Raw genomic sequence first — 17,550 nt, 5'->3', positions numbered from 1 at the left:
GGCGAAAACAATAAGAACAATGGGCCAGAACGGTCCGGGACAAAGGCACTCCAGTGGGTACGTCGAGCAGGACAACCCCGACAGTGGCGGTACTATTGGGCGGACTCTCGGCAGAGCGCGAGGTGTCTCTCTCATCCGGGCGCGCATGCGCCGCTGCACTGCGGGAACATGGCGGATATAACGTGGTCGAGGTCGATGCAGGCCGCGATCTTTGCGCCGTTCTGACCGATCTCAATCCCGATGCCATCCTGAACTGCCTGCATGGACGCTGGGGCGAGGATGGCTGCGTGCAGGGTCTGCTGGAATGGATGGGACTGCCCTACAGCCATTCGGGCGTTCTGGCGTCTGCCCTGGCGATGGACAAGCAGCGCAGCAAGGAAGTCTATCGCAGCGCAGGTCTGCCGGTGGTGGACAGCGTGATCTGCCGCAAGGCCGAGGTGATGGCGCAGCATGTCATGCCGCCGCCCTATGTGGTCAAGCCGAACAACGAAGGCTCCTCTGTCGGGGTCTATCTGGTGAATGCGGAAAACAACGGTCCGCCGCAGCTTGACGATGCCATGCCTGAGTTCGTCATGGTCGAAACCTATGCGCCGGGGCGCGAGCTGACCACCACGGTGATGGGCTCCCGGGCTGGCGGCGACGCGCGCGCCCTGACGGTGACCGACATCATCACAACCGGCTGGTACGACTACGATGCCAAGTACAAGGAAGGCGGATCGACCCATGTGGTGCCCGCCGACATCCCGCAGGAAATCTTCGACCTGTGCCTGGATTATGCCCTGCGCGCCCATGAGGCGCTGGGATGCCGGGGGGTCAGCCGCACCGATTTCCGCTGGGACGAGACACGCGGCGCCGACGGGCTGATTCTGCTGGAGACAAACACCCAGCCGGGCATGACCGCCACCTCGCTGTCACCCGAACAGGCGCAGAGCTGCGGCATGTCCTTTCCCGACTTCTGCGCCTGGATGGTGGAGGATGCCTCATGCGGTCGCTGATCCGGCGCAAGGCCCCCACATCGGTCAAGGCCGATCCCGCCCCCTCGCGCTGGGCCTGGCGGATGCAGCGGCTGATGCTGACGCCGGGATTCCGGCTGATGCTGCGGGCAGGGGTGCCCTTTTGCCTGACGCTGCTGGCCGGGACAATCTATCTGGCCGACGACGCGCGCCGGAGCGCAATCACCGAGGCCGTGGCCGATGCGCGCCGCGCGGTCGAGGAGCGGCCCGAATTCATGGTCAAACTGATGGCCATCGACGGGGCTGACGGGCCGCTGGCCGCCGAAATCCGAACCGCCGTGCCCATCGAGTTTCCGCTCAGTTCCTTCGATCTGGACCTGGGCCAGGTCCGCAGCACGATCACATCCCTGAGCAGCGTGAAGAATGCGAATGTCCGGATCAAACCGGGCGGGGTGTTGCAGGTCATCGTGAAGCCCCGGGTGCCGGTGGCAATCTGGCGCACGGCCGAGGGTCTGACGCTTGTGGATGATGGCGGTGCGCCCGTGGGCCAGATCGCCAACCGGGCCCTGCGCCCTGATCTGCCGCTGATCGCGGGCGAAGGGGCGGCGCGCCATGTGCCGGAGGCGCTGGAGCTGATCAAGACAACCAAACCGATCGCCGGGCGCCTGCGCGGGCTGGTCCGGATGGGTGCGCGGCGCTGGGATGTGGTGCTGGACCGCGACCAGCGGATCATGCTGCCCGAATATGACGCGATCCCGGCGCTGGAGCGGGTCATCGCGCTGGAAGGCGCGCAGGAGGTGCTCAGCCGCGACGTGTCCCGCGTGGACATGCGGCTGGCCCAGCGGCCCACGGTCAGGTTGACACAAGAAGCCACCGAAGCGTGGTGGGACATAAGGCAGAGCACGGGACAATAAGTCCCGGCCATATCACAAGGCAGTGACACGATGATGGACCTTTACGACAGTCAACGCTCGATGCGGAACATGCGCAGGGTTGCGATGCAGCGGGGCGTTGTGGCCATTCTCGACGTGGGCAGTTCCAAGATCGCATGTCTTGTGCTGCGCTTCGACGGCAGTGGCGAACTGGGCGAAGAGGGCGAGATCGGATCGCTGGCCGGTCAGTCGGGATTCCGCGTCATCGGTGCCGCGACAACCCGGTCGCGCGGGGTCCGCTCTGGCGAAATCTGCGTGATGAGCGAGACCGAGCGTGCCATCCGCACCGCCCTGCAGGCGGCGCAGAAGATGGCCGGCATCCGCGTCGATCACGTGATTGCCTGTTTCTCCGGGGCGGAGCCGCGCAGCTACGGGCTGGATGCCCAGATCGACCTGGAAGGTCAGGCGGTGACCGAACAGGACGTGGCTCAGGTGCTGGCCAATTGCGATGTGCCCGAATACGGCGAGGACCGCGAAGTGCTGCATGCGCAGCCGGTGAACTTTGCACTGGATCACCGGTCCGGGCTGATCGACCCGCGGGGCCAGCTGGGCAACAGCCTGTCGGTGGACATGCACATGCTGACCGTCGATGCCGCCGCCGTGCAGCACCTGGCGCATTGCATCAAACGTTGCGACCTGGAACTGGCCGGTATCGCGAACTCGGCCTATGTCTCGGGCATTTCCTCGCTGGTGGAGGATGAACAGGAACTGGGCGCGGCCTGTATCGACATGGGCGGCGGGTCGACCGGGGTGTCGATCTTTATCAAGAAACACATGATCTATGCGGATTGCGTGCGCATGGGCGGCGATCACGTGACCTCGGATATTTCCATGGGGCTGCAGGTGCCGACCGCAAACGCCGAGCGGATCAAGACCTTCTATGGTGGCGTGCATGCCACCGGGATGGACGACCGCGAGATGATCGAGATCGGCGGCGAGACCGGCGATTACGAACATGACCGCCGGACCGCCAGCCGCGCCGAACTGATCGGCATCATGCGGCCCAGGGTGGAGGAAATTCTGGAAGAGGTCCGGGTCCGGCTGGATGCCGCCGGATTCGACCACCTGCCCAGCCAACAGATTGTACTTACCGGCGGCGGCAGCCAGATTCCGGGTCTGGACGGGCTGGCCAGCAAGATCCTGGGTCAGCAGGTGCGGCTGGGTCGCCCGCTGCGGGTGCATGGCCTGCCCCAGGCGGCAACGGGCCCGGGTTTTGCCAGCGCGGTGGGCCTGTCGCTCTTTGCGGCGCATCCACAGGACGAATGGTGGGATTTCGACATTCCCGCCGACAGATACCCGGCACGGTCGCTCAAACGTGCGGTCAAATGGTTCCGTGACAACTGGTGATCGCAATATGGAGTGGCGGGACCGACATAGAGGCAAAATCAGCAAGAATTTGCCCATATGTTGCGTAATTATGGTGTTTTATAGGTGACGATACGGCCTCAGACCGTTAAGATCGCCTGAATTTATGACGAAGAAGCGCTCATGGGACGTGGGCTAAAAAACAGGCGGACAGCACATGACACTGAACCTTTCTATGCCCGGACAGGACGATCTGAAACCTCGCATCACCGTTTTCGGTGTTGGCGGCGCCGGTGGTAACGCGGTCAATAATATGATCGAAAAACAACTGGATGGCGTGGATTTCGTCGTGGCCAACACGGACGCCCAGGCGTTGCAGCAGGCCCGCGCAGAGAACAAGGTGCAGCTTGGCATCAAAGTGACCGAGGGTCTGGGCGCCGGGGCGCGCGCCTCCGTCGGTGCTGCGGCCGCCGAAGAATCAATCGAACAGATCGTCGACCACCTGGCCGGGGCGCATATGTGCTTTATCACTGCGGGCATGGGCGGCGGCACCGGGACGGGTGCAGCCCCGATCATCGCGCAGGCCGCCCGCGAATTGGGCGTGCTGACCGTCGGCGTCGTGACCAAGCCGTTCCAGTTCGAGGGTGCCAAGCGGATGCGTCAGGCCGAGGACGGCGTCGAGGCGCTGCAAAAGGTTGTCGACACGCTGATCATCATCCCCAACCAGAACCTGTTCCGGCTGGCGAATGAGAAAACCACCTTCACCGAAGCCTTCTCGATGGCCGATGACGTGCTGTATCAGGGCGTCAAGGGCGTGACCGACCTGATGGTCCGTCCGGGCCTGATCAACCTCGACTTTGCCGATGTCCGCGCCGTGATGGACGAGATGGGCAAGGCGATGATGGGCACCGGCGAGGCCGAAGGCGAAGATCGCGCAATCCAGGCCGCCGAAAAGGCCATTGCCAACCCGCTGCTGGACGAAATCAGCCTGCGCGGTGCCAAAGGCGTGCTGATCAACATCACCGGCGGTGCCGACCTGACCCTGTTCGAACTGGACGAGGCCGCCAACCGCATCCGCGAGGAAGTGGACCCCGAGGCCAACATCATCGTCGGTTCCACCATGGACGAGGGCATGGGCGGCGTGATGCGCGTGAGCGTCGTGGCGACAGGGATCGACGCCACCGATGTGAACACCGAAATGCCGGTGCCGCGCCGCTCCATGAGCCAGCCGCTGAAGCCGCAGGCCGTGACCGAAGAAGCGCCTGTTGCCTCTGTCGCGCAGGAAGACCAGCAGCCGCTGTTCAATGACATGGATGTGCAGCGTGTCGCCGCCGAAGAGCAGGCAGAGGATATCTTTGCCGATGAATCCGCTGACGAGAACGACGGCCTGCCGGCACCTGCCTATCAGCCTCAGGTTGCCGCTTTCGAACCGCGCCATGAGGAAGACAGCATCGAGGCGGAAGCCGAGGCGGAAAGCTATGTCGCGCCCCGTGCGCCCGCACCCGGCACCCCGTCGCCCGAGGCGCTGGCCCGTCTGCGCGCCGCTGCGCAAAAGGCCAACCCGGAGCAGCAGCCCCGTGCCGCGGCACCGCAGCAACGCCCGCAGCAGGCCGCACCGGCCGGGCAGGGTGGTCAGGACAAGCCACGTTTCGGCATCAACTCCCTGATCAACCGCATGACCGGCCATGGCGAAGGCGAAGCCCAGGCCCAGCCGCAGCAGCGCCCGGTGCGCCAGCAGCCCCCGGTTCAGCAGGCGCCCCAGCGCAGCGCATCGGCGGCACCTCAGCCCTCGCATGAGGCCGATCCGGACCAGGAACGCATCGAAATCCCCGCCTTCCTGCGCCGTCAGGCAAACTGAGACCTCACATCATGTGACGAAGCGGGCCGCCAATTGGCGGCCCTTTTCTTTTGTTATCAATGAATTGCAGATGCCCCAGCACATTTGTGCCCAATTGTTACGGTCATGTTTCAGTCGGTTGCAAAGATTGAATTGAGTGTAACGAACGGCATCCCTACTTGTGGGTTCAACTTAGACAGCGATCTATGAACCCTGAGGACGAGCCCGTGCAAACAACCATCAAATCTCCGATCTCCTTCGGTGGCCATGGCCTGCACTCCGGTGCGCCCGCCACGGTGACCGTGAATCCCGCCAGCGCGCATCACGGCATCTGGTTCAAGCGGACCGACATCGCCCTGGGCGACCGGATGATCCCGGCGCGTTGGGATGCGGTCAACCGTTCGCCGCTCTGCACAAAGCTGGAAAATGCCGCCGGTCTGCATGTCTCCACCGTGGAACATATCATGGCGGCGCTGGCAGGCTGTGGCATCCACAACGCCCTGATCGAGATTGACGGCCCCGAAGTGCCGATCCTGGATGGGTCCGCCGTGCAATTCGTGCGCGGTTTCATGCAGCGCGGCATCCGTGTGCTGGCGGCCCCGGTCATGGCCTTTGAAGTGCTCAAGGAAGTGACCGTGACCGATGGGGAAGCACGTGCAACCCTGGCGCCCGCCGATACGCTGCGCATTGATTTCGAGATCGACTTTGCCGATGCCGCCATCGGGCACCAGCAAAAGACATTGGTGATGAACAACGGCTCCTTTGCGCGCGAGCTTTGCGACAGCCGCACCTTCTGCCGCCGCGCAGACGTGGAGGCGATGCGTGCCAACGGTCTGGCGCTCGGCGGCACGGCGGAAAACGCCGTGGTGGTCGATGGTGCCGCGATCCTGACGCCGGGCGGGCTGCGCCATGCGGATGAGCCCGTGCGCCACAAGATGCTGGATGCCCTGGGCGACCTGGCGCTGGCCGGTGCGCCGCTGCTGGGCCATTACACGGGGTATCGCGCGGGCCATTCGCTGACCAACACGCTGCTGCGCGCGCTTTTCGCCACCCCGGACGCGGTCCGGCTGGTGAAATGCGATCCGACAATGGCGGCCCGGCTGCCCGGCTACGGGCTGGTCTGGGACGAGATCCCGCAGGTCGCCTAAGTCGATTTACCCCCATTGAATCATGCCACAAGGCGCTGTATTTCCAATGCAACGCCATCTGGCGCAATTGTTGTGCAACTTTTGAACGCCACCTTGCTACAAAGCGTGGAAACGAAGTTTTGCATCGCAAAATATTGTGCTAGTCAGATGCTTAACAGGGGTCACAAGACCCTCGCCAGGACCGGACGAAGGGGGTAACGCATGTCTCGAAAGATGTCGCGCAAGCGCATGATCGGCACCGTGCTCCTTGTTGCCACCCTCGGCGCCTGTGGGGGCAGTCAGAATACGGGCCGCCTTACCAAGAGTTTCTTCAATCCGCAGGAAATTCCGCTTGAGACCTATTCGGCGGAGCAGATTTTCGAACGCGGTGAATTCGAGCTGAACCGCCGCCAGCCCGAGGAAGCGGCCTTCTACTTTGCCGAGATCGAGCGGCTCTATCCCTATTCCGAATGGGCCAAGCGCGCGCTGATCATGCAGGCGTTTTCCTATCATCAGGATCAGGATTACCCCAACAGCCGTTCCGCCGCGCAGCGTTTCATCGACTTTTATCCCGACGATGACGATGCGGCCTATGCCCAGTACCTGCTGGCGCTGAGCTATTACGACCAGATTGACGAAGTGGGCCGGGACCAGGGCCTGACCTTTCAGGCGCTGCAATCCCTGCGTGACGTGATCGAACGTTATCCAGACAGCGAATATGCCAAGGCGGCGATTCTCAAGTTCGACCTGGCCTTCGACCATCTGGCCGGCAAGGAGATGGAGATCGGTCGCTACTATCTGCGGCGCAACCATTACACGGCGGCGATCAACCGGTTCCGTGTGGTGGTCGAGGATTTCCAGACCACAAGCCACACCGCCGAAGCGCTGCACCGTCTTGTCGAATCCTACCTGTCGCTGGGCCTGAACCACGAGGCGCAGACCGCCGGTGCGATCCTTGGACATAACTTCCGGGGCAGTGACTGGTACGAGGACAGCTACAAGCTGTTGACCGGGCAGGGGCTGGAGCCGAAGTTTTACAAGAACAACTGGCTGGGCGCGATTTACCGGCAGACCATCAAGGGCGAGTGGTTGTAAGCAAGGTGGGATAACCACCGGCCCATCGGAAAGCTGTCATGCTGCGCGGACTCGATATTTCGGATATGCTGATCATCGACCGGCTGGAGCTTGGCTTTCAGCCGGGTCTTAACGTGCTGACCGGTGAAACCGGGGCGGGCAAATCCATCCTTCTCGACAGTCTGGGGTTCGTGCTGGGCTGGCGCGGGCGTGCCGATCTGGTCCGGCAGGGGGCAGAGCAGGGCGAGGTGACCGCCTGGTTCGATCTGCCGCCGGGACATGCTGCCCATGCGGTGCTGGAAGAGGCGGGGCTGCCGGGCGGGGATGAGCTGATCCTGCGGCGCATCAACAGCTCTGACGGGCGCAAGACATCCTGGGTCAACGACCGCCGCTGTTCCGGCGAGGTGCTGCGCGCGCTCTCCGATACGCTGGTGGAACTGCATGGCCAGCACGACGACCGCGGCCTGCTGAACCCGCGCGGCCACCGCAGCATCCTGGACGATTTTGCCGGCAACGCGGATGCGATTGGGCGCTGCCGCCGGGCCTGGGCGGCCCTGTCGGCGGCCCGCAAGGCAGCGCAGGTGGCCGCGGCAGAGCGCGATGCCATCGCGGCGGAGGAGGAATTCCTGCGTCACGCGGTGGCCGAGCTGGACAAGCTTGATCCGCAGGAGGGCGAGGAAGCCACGCTGGATACCAAGCGCCGCCTGATGCAGGGGGCGGAGAAAATCCGCGCCGATGTGGTCAACGCCTATGAGATCATGGGCCAGAACGGCGCGGAACAGCAGCTTGGCGATGCGCTGCGCTGGCTGGACGGGGCGGCGGCCCGTGCCGAGGGCGCGCTGGAAGCGCCGATGGCCGCGCTGAACCGCGCCATGGTGGAACTGGACGAGGCGATGTCAGGCGTGGCCGATGCCATCGACCAGATGTCGTTCAACCCGCTGGAACTGGAAGAGACCGAGGAACGGCTGTTCGCGATCCGCGCCCTGGCGCGCAAACATGACGTGGCGCCGGACGAGCTGGCCGGTTTCGCAGGCACCCTGCGCGCCAAGCTGGAGGCGCTGGACGCAGGAGAGGCGGCACAGGCGGGGCTGGAAAAGGCGGTGCGCGAGGCCGAGGCGGATTACGACGCTGCGGCCGAGGCGCTGAGCGCGGCACGGGCAAGGGCCGCCCGAAAGCTGGACAAGGCGGTGACGGCGGAACTTGCGCCGCTGAAAATGGAACGCGCGGTTTTTGAAACCCGGATCGAACCGGAAGAGCCCGGCCCCGAGGGGCGGGACACCGTGTCTTTCACCGTGGCCACCAACCCCGGTGCGCCCGCCGGGCCGCTGGGCAAGATCGCCTCGGGCGGGGAGCTGAGCCGCTTCCTGCTGGCGCTCAAGGTCTGTCTGACCCAGGGGCAACCGGGCCTGACCCTGATCTTCGACGAGATCGACCGGGGTGTCGGCGGGGCAACCGCGGATGCCGTGGGCCGGCGGCTGTCGGCGCTGGCCGCCGGGGGGCAGGTGCTGGTGGTGACCCATTCGCCGCAGGTCGCGGCGCTTGGCGCGCATCACTGGCGTGTGGCCAAGGCGGTCAGCAAGGGCATGACCACCTCGACCGTTGTCCCGCTCAGCCCGCCCGAACGGGTGGACGAGGTCGCGCGGATGTTGTCCGGCGATCAGGTGACCGATGCGGCCCGCGCGGCGGCAGAGGCTTTGTTGGCAGGGTAGTGGGTTTGCCCGGTGCCTCTCCCAGGCCGCTGCGGCCCGCTGACCTTACCGGGGCCGGACAATGCGCGACATGCCTGCGGAGCGTCACATGAACGGGCCGGAGGACTCCTTTGTTTCCGGCCAGATCAGCGGGGCCACAAATGCCTGCCGCCACGGCTGGAAGGTGTTGAAGCAACAGGGGCCGGGCAAGGTACAATTCTGGTTCATCGCGCTTGTGATCGGCATTGCGGCGGGCTTTGCCGCGCTCTTTTTCCGTAAAGGGATCAATTGGTTACAGGCCACTCTTTACGGGACCGAAGATGTCAATTCCCTGCATAGTTTCATCACCGGCCTTGAATGGTACTGGGTTGTCCTGATCCCGGCCATCGGCGGGCTGATTGTCGGGGTGATCCTGCACCACTTCACCCCGGACGCGCGGGCACGGTCAGTGGGTGATGTCATCCTGGGGGCCGCGCTGCACGAGGGGCGGGTGGAAACCCGTGCCGGGCTGGCCTCTGCGGTGGCGTCATGGATCACCCTCAGCACCGGGGGCTCCTCCGGACGCGAGGGACCGGTGGTGCATCTGGCCGCCGTCATCTCGACCAAGATCTGCCGGTTGATCCACGCCGACGGCGTCAACGGGCGCGACCTGCTGGGCTGTGCGGTGGCGGCGGCGGTCTCGGCCAGCTTCAACGCGCCGATCGCGGGGGCGCTCTTTGCGCTGGAGGTGGTGTTGCGCCACTTTGCCGTCCATGCCTTTGCCCCCATCGTGATCGCATCGGCGGCGGGCACGGTCATCAACCGGCTGGAATTTGGCGGGGTGACCGAATTTGCCCTGCCGACCTATGGCGATCTGCAGTTCTATGTCGAGCTGCCCGCGTTTCTGCTGCTTGGTCTGACCTGTGGCATCGTCGCCGTGGCGCTGATGCGCAGCATCTTCTGGGCCGAGGATTTCGGGAATTACCTGCAGGGGCGCACCCGTCTGCCGCGCTGGCTGCGGCCGATGGTGGCCGGGGCTTTGCTGGGCGTGATCGCGCTGTGGTTTCCCCATATCATCGGCGTCGGTTATGAGACGACCTCGCGCGCCCTGACCGGATCGCTGGCCCTGAACGAGGTGATCGTTTTCGCCGTGCTCAAGGTGGCGGCGGTGGCCATCACGCTGGGGGGCCGGATGGGGGGCGGGGTGTTTTCCCCCTCGCTGATGATCGGGGCGCTCACCGGGCTGGGCTTCGGGCTGATCGCCACGGGCGTGTTCCCGGATGTGTCCGGCTCGTCGAGCCTTTATGCGCTGGCGGGCATGGGGGCGGTGGCCGCCGCCGTGCTGGGCGCGCCGATTTCGACCACCCTGATCGTCTTCGAGATGACCGGCGACTGGCAGACCGGGCTGGCGGTCATGGTGGCGGTCAGCATGTCCACCGCGCTTGGCAGCCGCCTGGTGGACCGCAGTTTCTTCCTCACCCAGATCGAACGGCGGGGCATTCACCTTGCGGCGGGGCCGCAGGCTTACCTGCTGGCGATGTTCACGGCGGCCCGGGTCATGCGGCGGCCCGAAGACCCGCGCGCGGCAAATGCTGAGCAATGCTGGGCCCTGATCGACGAAGGCACCTATATCGACGCCACGGCGACCCTCGAATCGGCGATGCCGATTTTCGAGAGTTCCGGCGCACGCTTCATTCCGGTTGTAACACTGTCGGCCGATACCACCCCGGAGTTGCTGGGGGCGCTTTTTCATGTCGATGCGCTGAAAGCCTATAACCGGGCGCTGGCCGCGACCGCAGCCGAAGAACACAGCTAAGCGTTTCTGATTCCATGCATATTCGCCGGATTTACCGGCATTGTTTCCATGCGCGCACCAAAGAGCGAAAAACGCCGGATTGGGGGCTTCCTTATCAGGTTAACAAATTCTTAAACTCTGGAATATGTCAAAAATAAGGAATGATCTGCCATGCTCGCCTATTTCCTCTTGCCTCTTTTGGGGTTGGGCCTGATCGGGGCCATTTTCAACGATGACGATGATGACACGCCGGCACCCGAAACGCCGGAAACACCCGAAGAACCGGAAACGCCTGAGACACCCGAAGAACCGGTGACAGAAGGCACCTCGGGCGATGACGTCTATATCGGCACCGGTGGTGACGACCTGTTCCGCGCCGGCGCGGGGGATGACGTGCTGAACGGCTATGGCGGCGACGACACGCTTGACGGTTCTGCCGGTGACGACAGCATCAACGCAGGCGGCGGGGATGACCTGATCGACGGCCGCCAGGGCGCGGACAGCCTGCAGGGCCGCGAAGGGAACGACACGATCAACGGCGGCTTTGGCGCGGATGTGATCCTTGGCGACAGTGGCGACGACAGCCTGTCAGGTGGCGCGCAGGGTGACACCATCTTTGGCGGGCGTGGCGATGACCTCATTGCAGGTGAACTGGGCAATGATGTGCTCGAAGGGGGCCTGGGCGCGGATACCATCCTGGGTGGTGCGGGGCAGGATACGCTCATCGGCTACCGCACACCCACCAATGGCACCGAGATTCCCGGCCTGTCTGATGAAGCGTCAGACGTGCTCAACGGCGGCAACAACGATGACCTGATCCGCGCCAATGACGGCGACACGGTGACCGGCGGGGCAGGTGCCGACATCATCGAGGCGCTGGGGTTCGACCAGACCGGCGAGGCCGCCATCGTGGTGACGGATTTCGACCCGGACGAAGACGTGCTGATGCTGGCGCAAAGCCAGGGCGACCCCCTGAGCATCGAGGCCGACGACAGCCGCCTGGACATCCGTGCCGCGACCAACGGCACCGATACCGAAGTGGTGTTCGACGGGGTGGTCTGTGCGGTGCTGCAGAACACCAATGCCAGCGCGCTGGCGGCGGATACGAACTGGCTGGCCAATGTGGTTCAGGCGTCACCCCCGGCACCGCTGCCGGTAGTGCCGGAGGCACCGGCCACGCCTGCGGCCTGAGCGGCATTCATTGTTTCAAGCAAGACGGCGCGCGGGCAACCTCGCGCCGTTTTCACCTTCTGCCCCAAACCCCTTATGAGCAGGCAATAAATCGGCCAGCTGATTGTCCGGGGTTCCACAGATTATTGCGCCCTGTCATATCGCCGTTTGGCCGCGTCGATATTGTCCAGCTCGCGGGCAATCCAGCCTGTCAGCTGATCGGTGATATCAAGCAGTCCTTCCCCGCTCTGCGTGAGGCTGTAACTGACCTTGGGCGGCACGCTCGGGTCGACATGGCGGCTGATCAGGCCATGACGGCAAAGATCCTTGAGGCTGCTGGACAGCACCCTTTCGCTGATGCCCTCGACCGTATCCCGGATCCGGTGAAACCGGACCGGGCCGGATTTCAGCGACCACAGGATCAGCAGGCTCCAACGACCGGTAATCAGCTTGAACACCTCGCGACCGGGGCAATCGGCATGCATCGGATCAGACGGATCTGTGGGCGCAGGGCTTACTTTCATGTCAGTTCCTTACAATGATCCCGGTTCTTTTAATCGTAAGCGGCTTACTTATTGTAAGCCTGTAACGGAATCGCAAGCAGAGCAAGGAAAATCCCCATGACAGGCCAGAGCATTGAGACATTGATAAACACCTTCACACCAAAGAGCGGCAATGCCGAGGCTTTGCTGAAGGTACAGCTCGATGAGATCGCGAAGCTGCGCGGGAAGGCCACCAGAACCGGCTGGCTTGGCAATGAGGTCTACCGCGCGGCGGACGGCAGCCGGTTGGTGATTGTCACCCGGTTTCAGTCGAAAGAGGCCAAGGAGGAATGGGCGGCATCCCCGGAATTTGCCGCACATCTGACGCGGATCGCCCCCCTGATCGAAAGTGTCGATTCACTGCCGGTGACCCTGGCCGGCGCGTTTCGTAGTGTCGGGGAGGCGGCACCGCTGCGCCTGGCGGTGATCACCGGCAGCACCCGCGACGGAAGGTTCGCCGACAAACCCGCAGGCTGGATCGCCCGCAAGGCGGCGCAACATGGCTTTGAGGTGAGCGGGATCGACCTGCGCGATGTGACCCTGCCGTTTTTCGGCGACCCGCAGGCGAGTGACGCGCAAAAACAAGCAGCCGGGGCCTTCCGCGCCCGCATTGCCGAATTCGACGCCTATGTGTTCACCGTCGCCGAATACAACCACGGTCCGACCGCGGTGCTGAAAAACGCGCTGGATCACGCGGAATGGCGCCGCAAACCGGCAGGGCTGATCGGATATGGCGGCGTTGGCGGGGCGCGGGCGGTTGAACATGTCCGGGGCATCGCCGCCGAGCTGGAGATGGTGACGATGCAGGCCGCCGTCCATATCAACTTTGGCGATTACCTGCCGGTGGCAAAGGGCGAGAAACAGCTGTCCGATTTCGCCCATCTGGAGACCTCGGCGGAAAAGATGCTGGACCAGCTGCTGTGGTGGGGGCGCAGCCTGCGCAGCGCGCGCAGGGCAGTTCCGGCGGAACAGGCCGGGGCCTGACCGGCGCTGCGCGCGGATCAGGGATGCGCAGGCACCACCGGCTTCCCCGCCGGTGGTCAGATCTGCTCGACGGTGATCTCGTCCAGCGGGTAAAAGGCCAGGTGGTCCTTGATCCGGGCCATGGCCTCCTTGGGCGCCTCATAGGACCAGACCGCGTTTTCCAGTGTCCGGCTCTTGGTCACGACGGAATAATAAACCGCGTCGCCCTTGTGCGGGCAATGCGATGTGTGATCCGTCCGGTCGAGAAAGGCCATCGCGATATCGCCACGGGGGAAATAGATCACCGGGGGATAATCCCCCTCTGCCAGTTCCAGCGCATTGCTGCTTTCGCCCAACACCGCGCCGCCCGCGCGGACGCTCCAGGTGCCAACTGCCTTGGTGATCTTGATATGGTCTGACATCGCTTTCCCCTCGTTCCGCGCCCTTTCAAAGTGGTGCGGTGGCGGCATCCAACCACAGTTTTGTGACAGGCGATACCCGCGGCCCGATTTTTTCTGCAACTGCTGCGTGATAAGCGTTCAGCCAGGCGATATGCGCAGGCTCCAGCATTTCGGGCAGGATCAGGCGGCGGTCGATGGGGGCAAAGCTGAGCGTTTCCCAGTGCAGCATGGCGCGGTGATCGTCGCCGCCGGGCAGGGCAGGCGCCGCGCGCACCACCAGCAGGTTCTCGATGCGGATGCCAAAGGCCCCCTCGCGGTAATAGCCGGGCTCATTGCTCAGGATCATGCCGGGCTGCAGCGGCGTGTTGCTGAGCCTGCTCAGGCGCTGCGGGCCTTCGTGCACGCTCAGATAGGCGCCCACGCCATGGCCCAGCCCATGGTCAAAATCCTGGCCCGCCAGCCACAGCGGCATGCGCCCCACGGCTTCTATGTGACTTCCGGCCAGACCTGCGGGCCAGCGCAGGCGGCTCATCGCGATCATGCCTGCCAGCACGCGGGTAAAGGCGGCGCGCGCCTCCTCGGGCGGGGTGCCGATGGCGATGGTCCGGGTGATGTCGGTGGTCCCGTCCAGGTATTGGCCGCCGGAATCCAGCACGATCAGCTGGCCGTCTTCCAGCCTGGCATCGCTCTCCTCGGTCACCCGGTAGTGCATGATCGCGCCATTCGGGCCGGTGCCCGCGATGGTGTCGAAACTGATCTCCTGCAGGGCATTGTCGCGGCGGCGGCTGGCTTCAAGCTCGGTCACCACCTGGGTTTCCGTCACGCTGCCCGCCGGCTGCGCGTCAAGCCAGGCCAGGAGCTCGCACAGGGCCGCGCCGTCGCGCAGATGGGCGGCGGCTGATCCCGCGATTTCCGCCTCGTTCTTGCAGGCCTTGGGCAGCGCACAGGGGTCATCGCCCCAGATGCCACGCTCCCCCAAAGCCTCGGCAATGGCGACGGGCACCGATTGCTTGTCCAGCCGCACCGGCCCTTCCAGGGCCGACAGGCAGGCCAAAAGCCTGTCGGGCGCATGCACATGCACGTCGGACCCAAGGTGATCCGCCATGCCCGCCAGCTTGGAAGGCGCCATGAAGAGGTCCACCACGCCAGTGTCATGCAGAACGGCAAAGCCATGGGCGACGGGGTTGTGCACGATGTCCGCGCCCCGGATGTTCAACAGCCAGTTGTGGCTGTCGGGCAGGGTGATCACGGCAGCGCGGTGGCCCGCCTCGCGCAATGCCGCTGCCAGGCGCGCGCGTTTGGCGTCATGGCTTTCGCCCGCGAATTCGATGGGATGCACCTTGGCCGCCCCCATCGGCGGCGCGGGCTGATCGGGCCAGATCCGGTCCACCAGATTGTCGCAGACGCGCAGGGTCACATCACTGCCTGTCAGCGCCTCTTCGACCTGGGCGATCTGCCCCGGCGTATGCAGCCAGGGATCGAACCCCACGATGCCCCCTTTCGGCAATTCCCGGCGCAGCCACTCGCCCAAACCTGTTTCGGGCCAGGGCACCGGCGTGAAATCGGCGGCGACCTGCGCCTTGACCTGGGTGCGATAGCGCCCGTCGATGAAAACACCGGCCACCTCTGCCAATACAGCGCAGAACCCGGCAGAGCCGGTGAACCCCGTCAGCCAGGCCAGCCGGTCGTCGCGGGGGGCCACATATTCACCCTGATGGGCATCCGCACGGGGCACGATGAACCCTGCCAGCCCCTCGGCGGCAATCTCTGCGCGCAGCGCCCGCAGCCGGGGCGGTCCCTGTTCCGGCCGCGCGGTGACCTCGAAACTCTGGAACATGCCCGCTCCTTCATTGTTCTTCAAAATACACAAATACCCGGCTTCAACCGGCGCGGCGCATGCCCATGACGCGCGCCCGTGCCCTTGGGTCCTTGTCAAAGAGCGCGGCCAGCTGTTCGGTCATCGCACCCGCCAGCTGATCCACATCCGTGATCGTCACGGCGCGGTCATAATAGCGCGTCACGTCATGGCCGATGCCGATGGCCAGCAGTTCCACCGCCTTGCGCTTTTCGACCATGGCGATCACGTCGCGCAGGTGCTTTTCCAGGTAATTCGCCGGGTTCACGCTCAGGGTGGAATCATCCACCGGCGCCCCGTCGGAAATCACCATCAGGATCTTGCGCGCCTCGTGGCGGGCCATCATCCGGCGGTGCGCCCATTCCAGCGCTTCGCCGTCGATGTTCTCTTTCAGCAAGCCTTCCTTCATCATCAGGCCAAGGTTCGACCGGGTCCGGCGCCAGGGCGCATCGGCGGATTTGTAGATGATGTGGCGCAGGTCGTTCAGGCGGCCGGGCTGCACCGGGCGGCCCTCGTTCAGCCAGGCCTCGCGGGCCTGTCCGCCCTTCCAGGCGCGGGTGGTAAAGCCAAGGATCTCCACCTTGACGTTGCAGCGCTCCAGCGTGCGCGCGAGCACATCGGCACAGATCGCCGCGATGGAGATGGGCCGCCCCCGCATGGAGCCGGAATTGTCCAGCAGCAGCGTCACGCAGGTATCGCGGAATTCGGTGTCTTTCTCGACCTTGAAGGACAGCGGCGTGGTGGGGTTGGCCACCACACGGGCCAGCCTGCCCGCGTCAAGCGTGCCTTCCTCCAGGTCAAACTCCCAGGACCGGTTCTGCTGCGCCTGAAGACGGCGTTGCAGCTTGTTGGCCAGACGGCTGACCGCCCCCTTCAGGGGATCAAGCTGCTGGTCCAGATAGGCGCGCAGGCGCTCCAGCTCCACCGGTTCGGCCAGTTCCTCCGCCCCGATCACCTCGTCATGGGCATCGAGGTAGACAAGGTAATTGGGATCGGCATCCGACACCGGCTGCGGGGCAGGCGGCTCCAGCGGCGCGTCGCCTTCGGGCATTTCGGCCTCATCGCCCATCTCCTGATCGGCCATGTCGTCCATGCTGACCTGCGCCTCGGAGGCATCCTGCTGATCCTCCTGCGATTGTTCGGCGCTGCCTTCGGCCTCATCCTCGTCCTGATCGTCCTGGCCGGTGGAATCGGGATCCTGTTCCTCTTCCGCGCCCTCTTCGGCATCGTCCTGCTGATCGTCGTCCATCTGGTCGGGGTCATCGCCCAGCTGATCGCCATAGCCGAGATCCGAGATCATCTTGCGCGCGAATTTGGCAAAGGCGGACTGGTCATGCAGCACGTCGTCCAATGTCTCAAGCGCGCCGCCGGCCTGTTCCTCGATAAAGCCACGCCACAGGTCCATCGCATTGTCCGCGCCCGCGGGCAGGTCGCGGCCGGTTGCCAGATGGCGCACAAGATAGCCTGCCGCGGTGGCCAGGGGCACGTCGCTGGCCTGCCGGGCCTGATCATAGCCCTTGCGCAGCGCGTCATGCTTGATCTTGACGTCGATGTTGCCCGCCGTGCCGGGCATGTCGCGCGCGCCCATTGCCTCGCAGCGCGCGGTTTCCATCGCCTCGTACAGATCGCGGGCCATTTCGCCCTGCGGCTGGTAGCGCGCATGGGTCTGGCCGTTGTGATAGCGCCGGTTCAGCGCCAGCGCATCCGCCGTGCCCCGCGCCAGCAGCACCTCTTCGCGGGTCATGCGGCGGCTGACCTGCGGCAGGCGCATCATATCGCCCGACAGGCCGGAGGGATCGACCGAATAGCTGACATTCAGCTCCGGGTCGTTGGCCATGACCTTGGAGGCCTCGGCGAGTGCCTTTTTGAACGCGTCGGCAGGGTTGTCGGATTTGGTGGTCATCGGGCACTCATGCAATGGTCTGTTCT

At 64.5% G+C, this 17,550-nt stretch carries 14 protein-coding genes; 10 read left to right on the top strand and 4 right to left on the bottom strand.

Going from position 1 to position 17,550, the window contains the following annotated elements; all coding sequences use genetic code 11:
* Nucleotides 1-53 precede the first annotated feature (53 nt).
* The 9 genes from O4H53_RS10745 to O4H53_RS10705 all read left to right on the top strand — a co-directional run bounded on the left by O4H53_RS10745 (nt 54) and on the right by O4H53_RS10705 (nt 11,881).
* Nucleotides 54-995, top strand: a complete 942-nt coding sequence (locus O4H53_RS10745; RefSeq protein ID WP_269363682.1) for a D-alanine--D-alanine ligase — start codon at nt 54-56, stop codon at nt 993-995.
* Nucleotides 983-1,867, top strand: a complete 885-nt coding sequence (locus O4H53_RS10740; RefSeq protein ID WP_269363681.1) for a cell division protein FtsQ/DivIB — start codon at nt 983-985, stop codon at nt 1,865-1,867. Before O4H53_RS10745 ends, O4H53_RS10740 begins: the two co-directional genes overlap by 13 nt.
* Nucleotides 1,868-1,897: 30 nt before the next feature.
* Nucleotides 1,898-3,232 carry a cell division protein FtsA gene (gene ftsA / locus O4H53_RS10735; RefSeq protein WP_269363679.1) on the top strand — a complete coding sequence of 445 codons (1,335 nt, stop codon included), beginning with the start codon at nt 1,898-1,900 and terminating at the stop codon, nt 3,230-3,232.
* A gap of 175 nt (nt 3,233-3,407) precedes the next feature.
* Nucleotides 3,408-5,048 carry a cell division protein FtsZ gene (gene ftsZ / locus O4H53_RS10730; protein WP_269363677.1) on the top strand — a complete coding sequence of 547 codons (1,641 nt, stop codon included), beginning with the start codon at nt 3,408-3,410 and terminating at the stop codon, nt 5,046-5,048.
* Between the two features lie 206 nt (nt 5,049-5,254).
* Nucleotides 5,255-6,175, top strand: coding sequence for a UDP-3-O-acyl-N-acetylglucosamine deacetylase (gene lpxC, locus O4H53_RS10725; protein WP_114277492.1), 921 nt, complete (start codon nt 5,255-5,257; stop codon nt 6,173-6,175).
* 201 nt (nt 6,176-6,376) lie between these two features.
* Nucleotides 6,377-7,249: an outer membrane protein assembly factor BamD gene (locus O4H53_RS10720; RefSeq protein WP_114276565.1), complete on the top strand. Its 873-nt coding sequence runs from the start codon at nt 6,377-6,379 to the stop codon at nt 7,247-7,249.
* A gap of 38 nt (nt 7,250-7,287) precedes the next feature.
* A complete protein-coding gene (gene recN / locus O4H53_RS10715) occupies nt 7,288-8,937 on the top strand; it encodes a DNA repair protein RecN (RefSeq protein ID WP_269363675.1) in 1,650 nt (549 codons plus the stop codon).
* Nucleotides 8,938-9,025: 88 nt separating this feature from the next.
* Nucleotides 9,026-10,711 (top strand): chloride channel protein, encoded by a 1,686-nt coding sequence (locus O4H53_RS10710; RefSeq protein WP_269363900.1) that lies wholly within the window; start codon nt 9,026-9,028, stop codon nt 10,709-10,711.
* Nucleotides 10,712-10,861: 150 nt separating this feature from the next.
* The gene (locus tag O4H53_RS10705) at nt 10,862-11,881 is read left to right on the top strand and encodes a calcium-binding protein (protein ID WP_269363673.1); all 1,020 of its coding nucleotides are present in this window, start codon (nt 10,862-10,864) and stop codon (nt 11,879-11,881) included.
* Nucleotides 11,882-12,003: 122 nt separating this feature from the next.
* On the opposite strand, the gene O4H53_RS10700 is transcribed toward O4H53_RS10705, so the two are convergent.
* Nucleotides 12,004-12,384, bottom strand: coding sequence for a winged helix-turn-helix transcriptional regulator (locus tag O4H53_RS10700; RefSeq protein ID WP_269363672.1), 381 nt, complete (start codon nt 12,382-12,384; stop codon nt 12,004-12,006).
* Nucleotides 12,385-12,480: 96 nt separating this feature from the next.
* Here O4H53_RS10700 and O4H53_RS10695 point away from each other — a divergent pair, with 96 nt between their 5' ends.
* On the top strand, nt 12,481-13,386 hold the full coding sequence (locus O4H53_RS10695) for an NAD(P)H-dependent oxidoreductase (RefSeq protein ID WP_269363670.1): 906 nt from the start codon (nt 12,481-12,483) through the stop codon (nt 13,384-13,386).
* 56 nt (nt 13,387-13,442) lie between these two features.
* Here O4H53_RS10695 and O4H53_RS10690 read toward each other — a convergent pair whose 3' ends face one another.
* From O4H53_RS10690 to cobT, 3 genes are read right to left on the bottom strand one after another with little or no spacing between them, the layout of a single operon-like run.
* A complete protein-coding gene (locus O4H53_RS10690; protein ID WP_114276560.1) occupies nt 13,443-13,787 on the bottom strand; it encodes a DUF427 domain-containing protein in 345 nt (114 codons plus the stop codon).
* Between the two features lie 25 nt (nt 13,788-13,812).
* Nucleotides 13,813-15,603 carry an aminopeptidase P family protein gene (locus tag O4H53_RS10685; protein WP_269363668.1) on the bottom strand — a complete coding sequence of 597 codons (1,791 nt, stop codon included), beginning with the start codon at nt 15,601-15,603 and terminating at the stop codon, nt 13,813-13,815.
* Between the two features lie 43 nt (nt 15,604-15,646).
* Nucleotides 15,647-17,524 carry a cobaltochelatase subunit CobT gene (gene cobT / locus O4H53_RS10680; protein ID WP_269363667.1) on the bottom strand — a complete coding sequence of 626 codons (1,878 nt, stop codon included), beginning with the start codon at nt 17,522-17,524 and terminating at the stop codon, nt 15,647-15,649.
* Nucleotides 17,525-17,550: the final 26 nt, after the last annotated feature.

The sequence above is a fragment of the Sulfitobacter sp. G21635-S1 genome (assembly GCF_027213915.1).
GTDB lineage: Bacteria > Pseudomonadota > Alphaproteobacteria > Rhodobacterales > Rhodobacteraceae > Sulfitobacter.
Note: the sequence above shows the minus strand (reverse complement) of the source record. Positions and strands in the feature narration are given on the sequence as shown.

Excerpts from the sequence above, each read along its gene's own strand:
- cobT (WP_269363667.1), bottom strand. The coding sequence starts at position 17,524 with ATGACCACCAAATCCGACAACCCTGCCGACGCGTTCAAAAAGGCACTC.
- O4H53_RS10710 (WP_269363900.1), top strand. The coding sequence starts at position 9,026 with ATGAACGGGCCGGAGGACTCCTTTGTTTCCGGCCAGATCAGCGGGGCC.
- O4H53_RS10685 (WP_269363668.1), bottom strand. The coding sequence starts at position 15,603 with ATGTTCCAGAGTTTCGAGGTCACCGCGCGGCCGGAACAGGGACCGCCC.
- ftsA (WP_269363679.1), top strand. The coding sequence starts at position 1,898 with ATGATGGACCTTTACGACAGTCAACGCTCGATGCGGAACATGCGCAGG.
- O4H53_RS10690 (WP_114276560.1), bottom strand. The coding sequence starts at position 13,787 with ATGTCAGACCATATCAAGATCACCAAGGCAGTTGGCACCTGGAGCGTC.
- O4H53_RS10695 (WP_269363670.1), top strand. The coding sequence starts at position 12,481 with ATGACAGGCCAGAGCATTGAGACATTGATAAACACCTTCACACCAAAG.
- recN (WP_269363675.1), top strand. The coding sequence starts at position 7,288 with ATGCTGCGCGGACTCGATATTTCGGATATGCTGATCATCGACCGGCTG.
- O4H53_RS10705 (WP_269363673.1), top strand. The coding sequence starts at position 10,862 with ATGCTCGCCTATTTCCTCTTGCCTCTTTTGGGGTTGGGCCTGATCGGG.
- ftsZ (WP_269363677.1), top strand. The coding sequence starts at position 3,408 with ATGACACTGAACCTTTCTATGCCCGGACAGGACGATCTGAAACCTCGC.
- O4H53_RS10700 (WP_269363672.1), bottom strand. The coding sequence starts at position 12,384 with ATGAAAGTAAGCCCTGCGCCCACAGATCCGTCTGATCCGATGCATGCC.
- O4H53_RS10740 (WP_269363681.1), top strand. The coding sequence starts at position 983 with ATGCGGTCGCTGATCCGGCGCAAGGCCCCCACATCGGTCAAGGCCGAT.
- O4H53_RS10720 (WP_114276565.1), top strand. The coding sequence starts at position 6,377 with ATGTCTCGAAAGATGTCGCGCAAGCGCATGATCGGCACCGTGCTCCTT.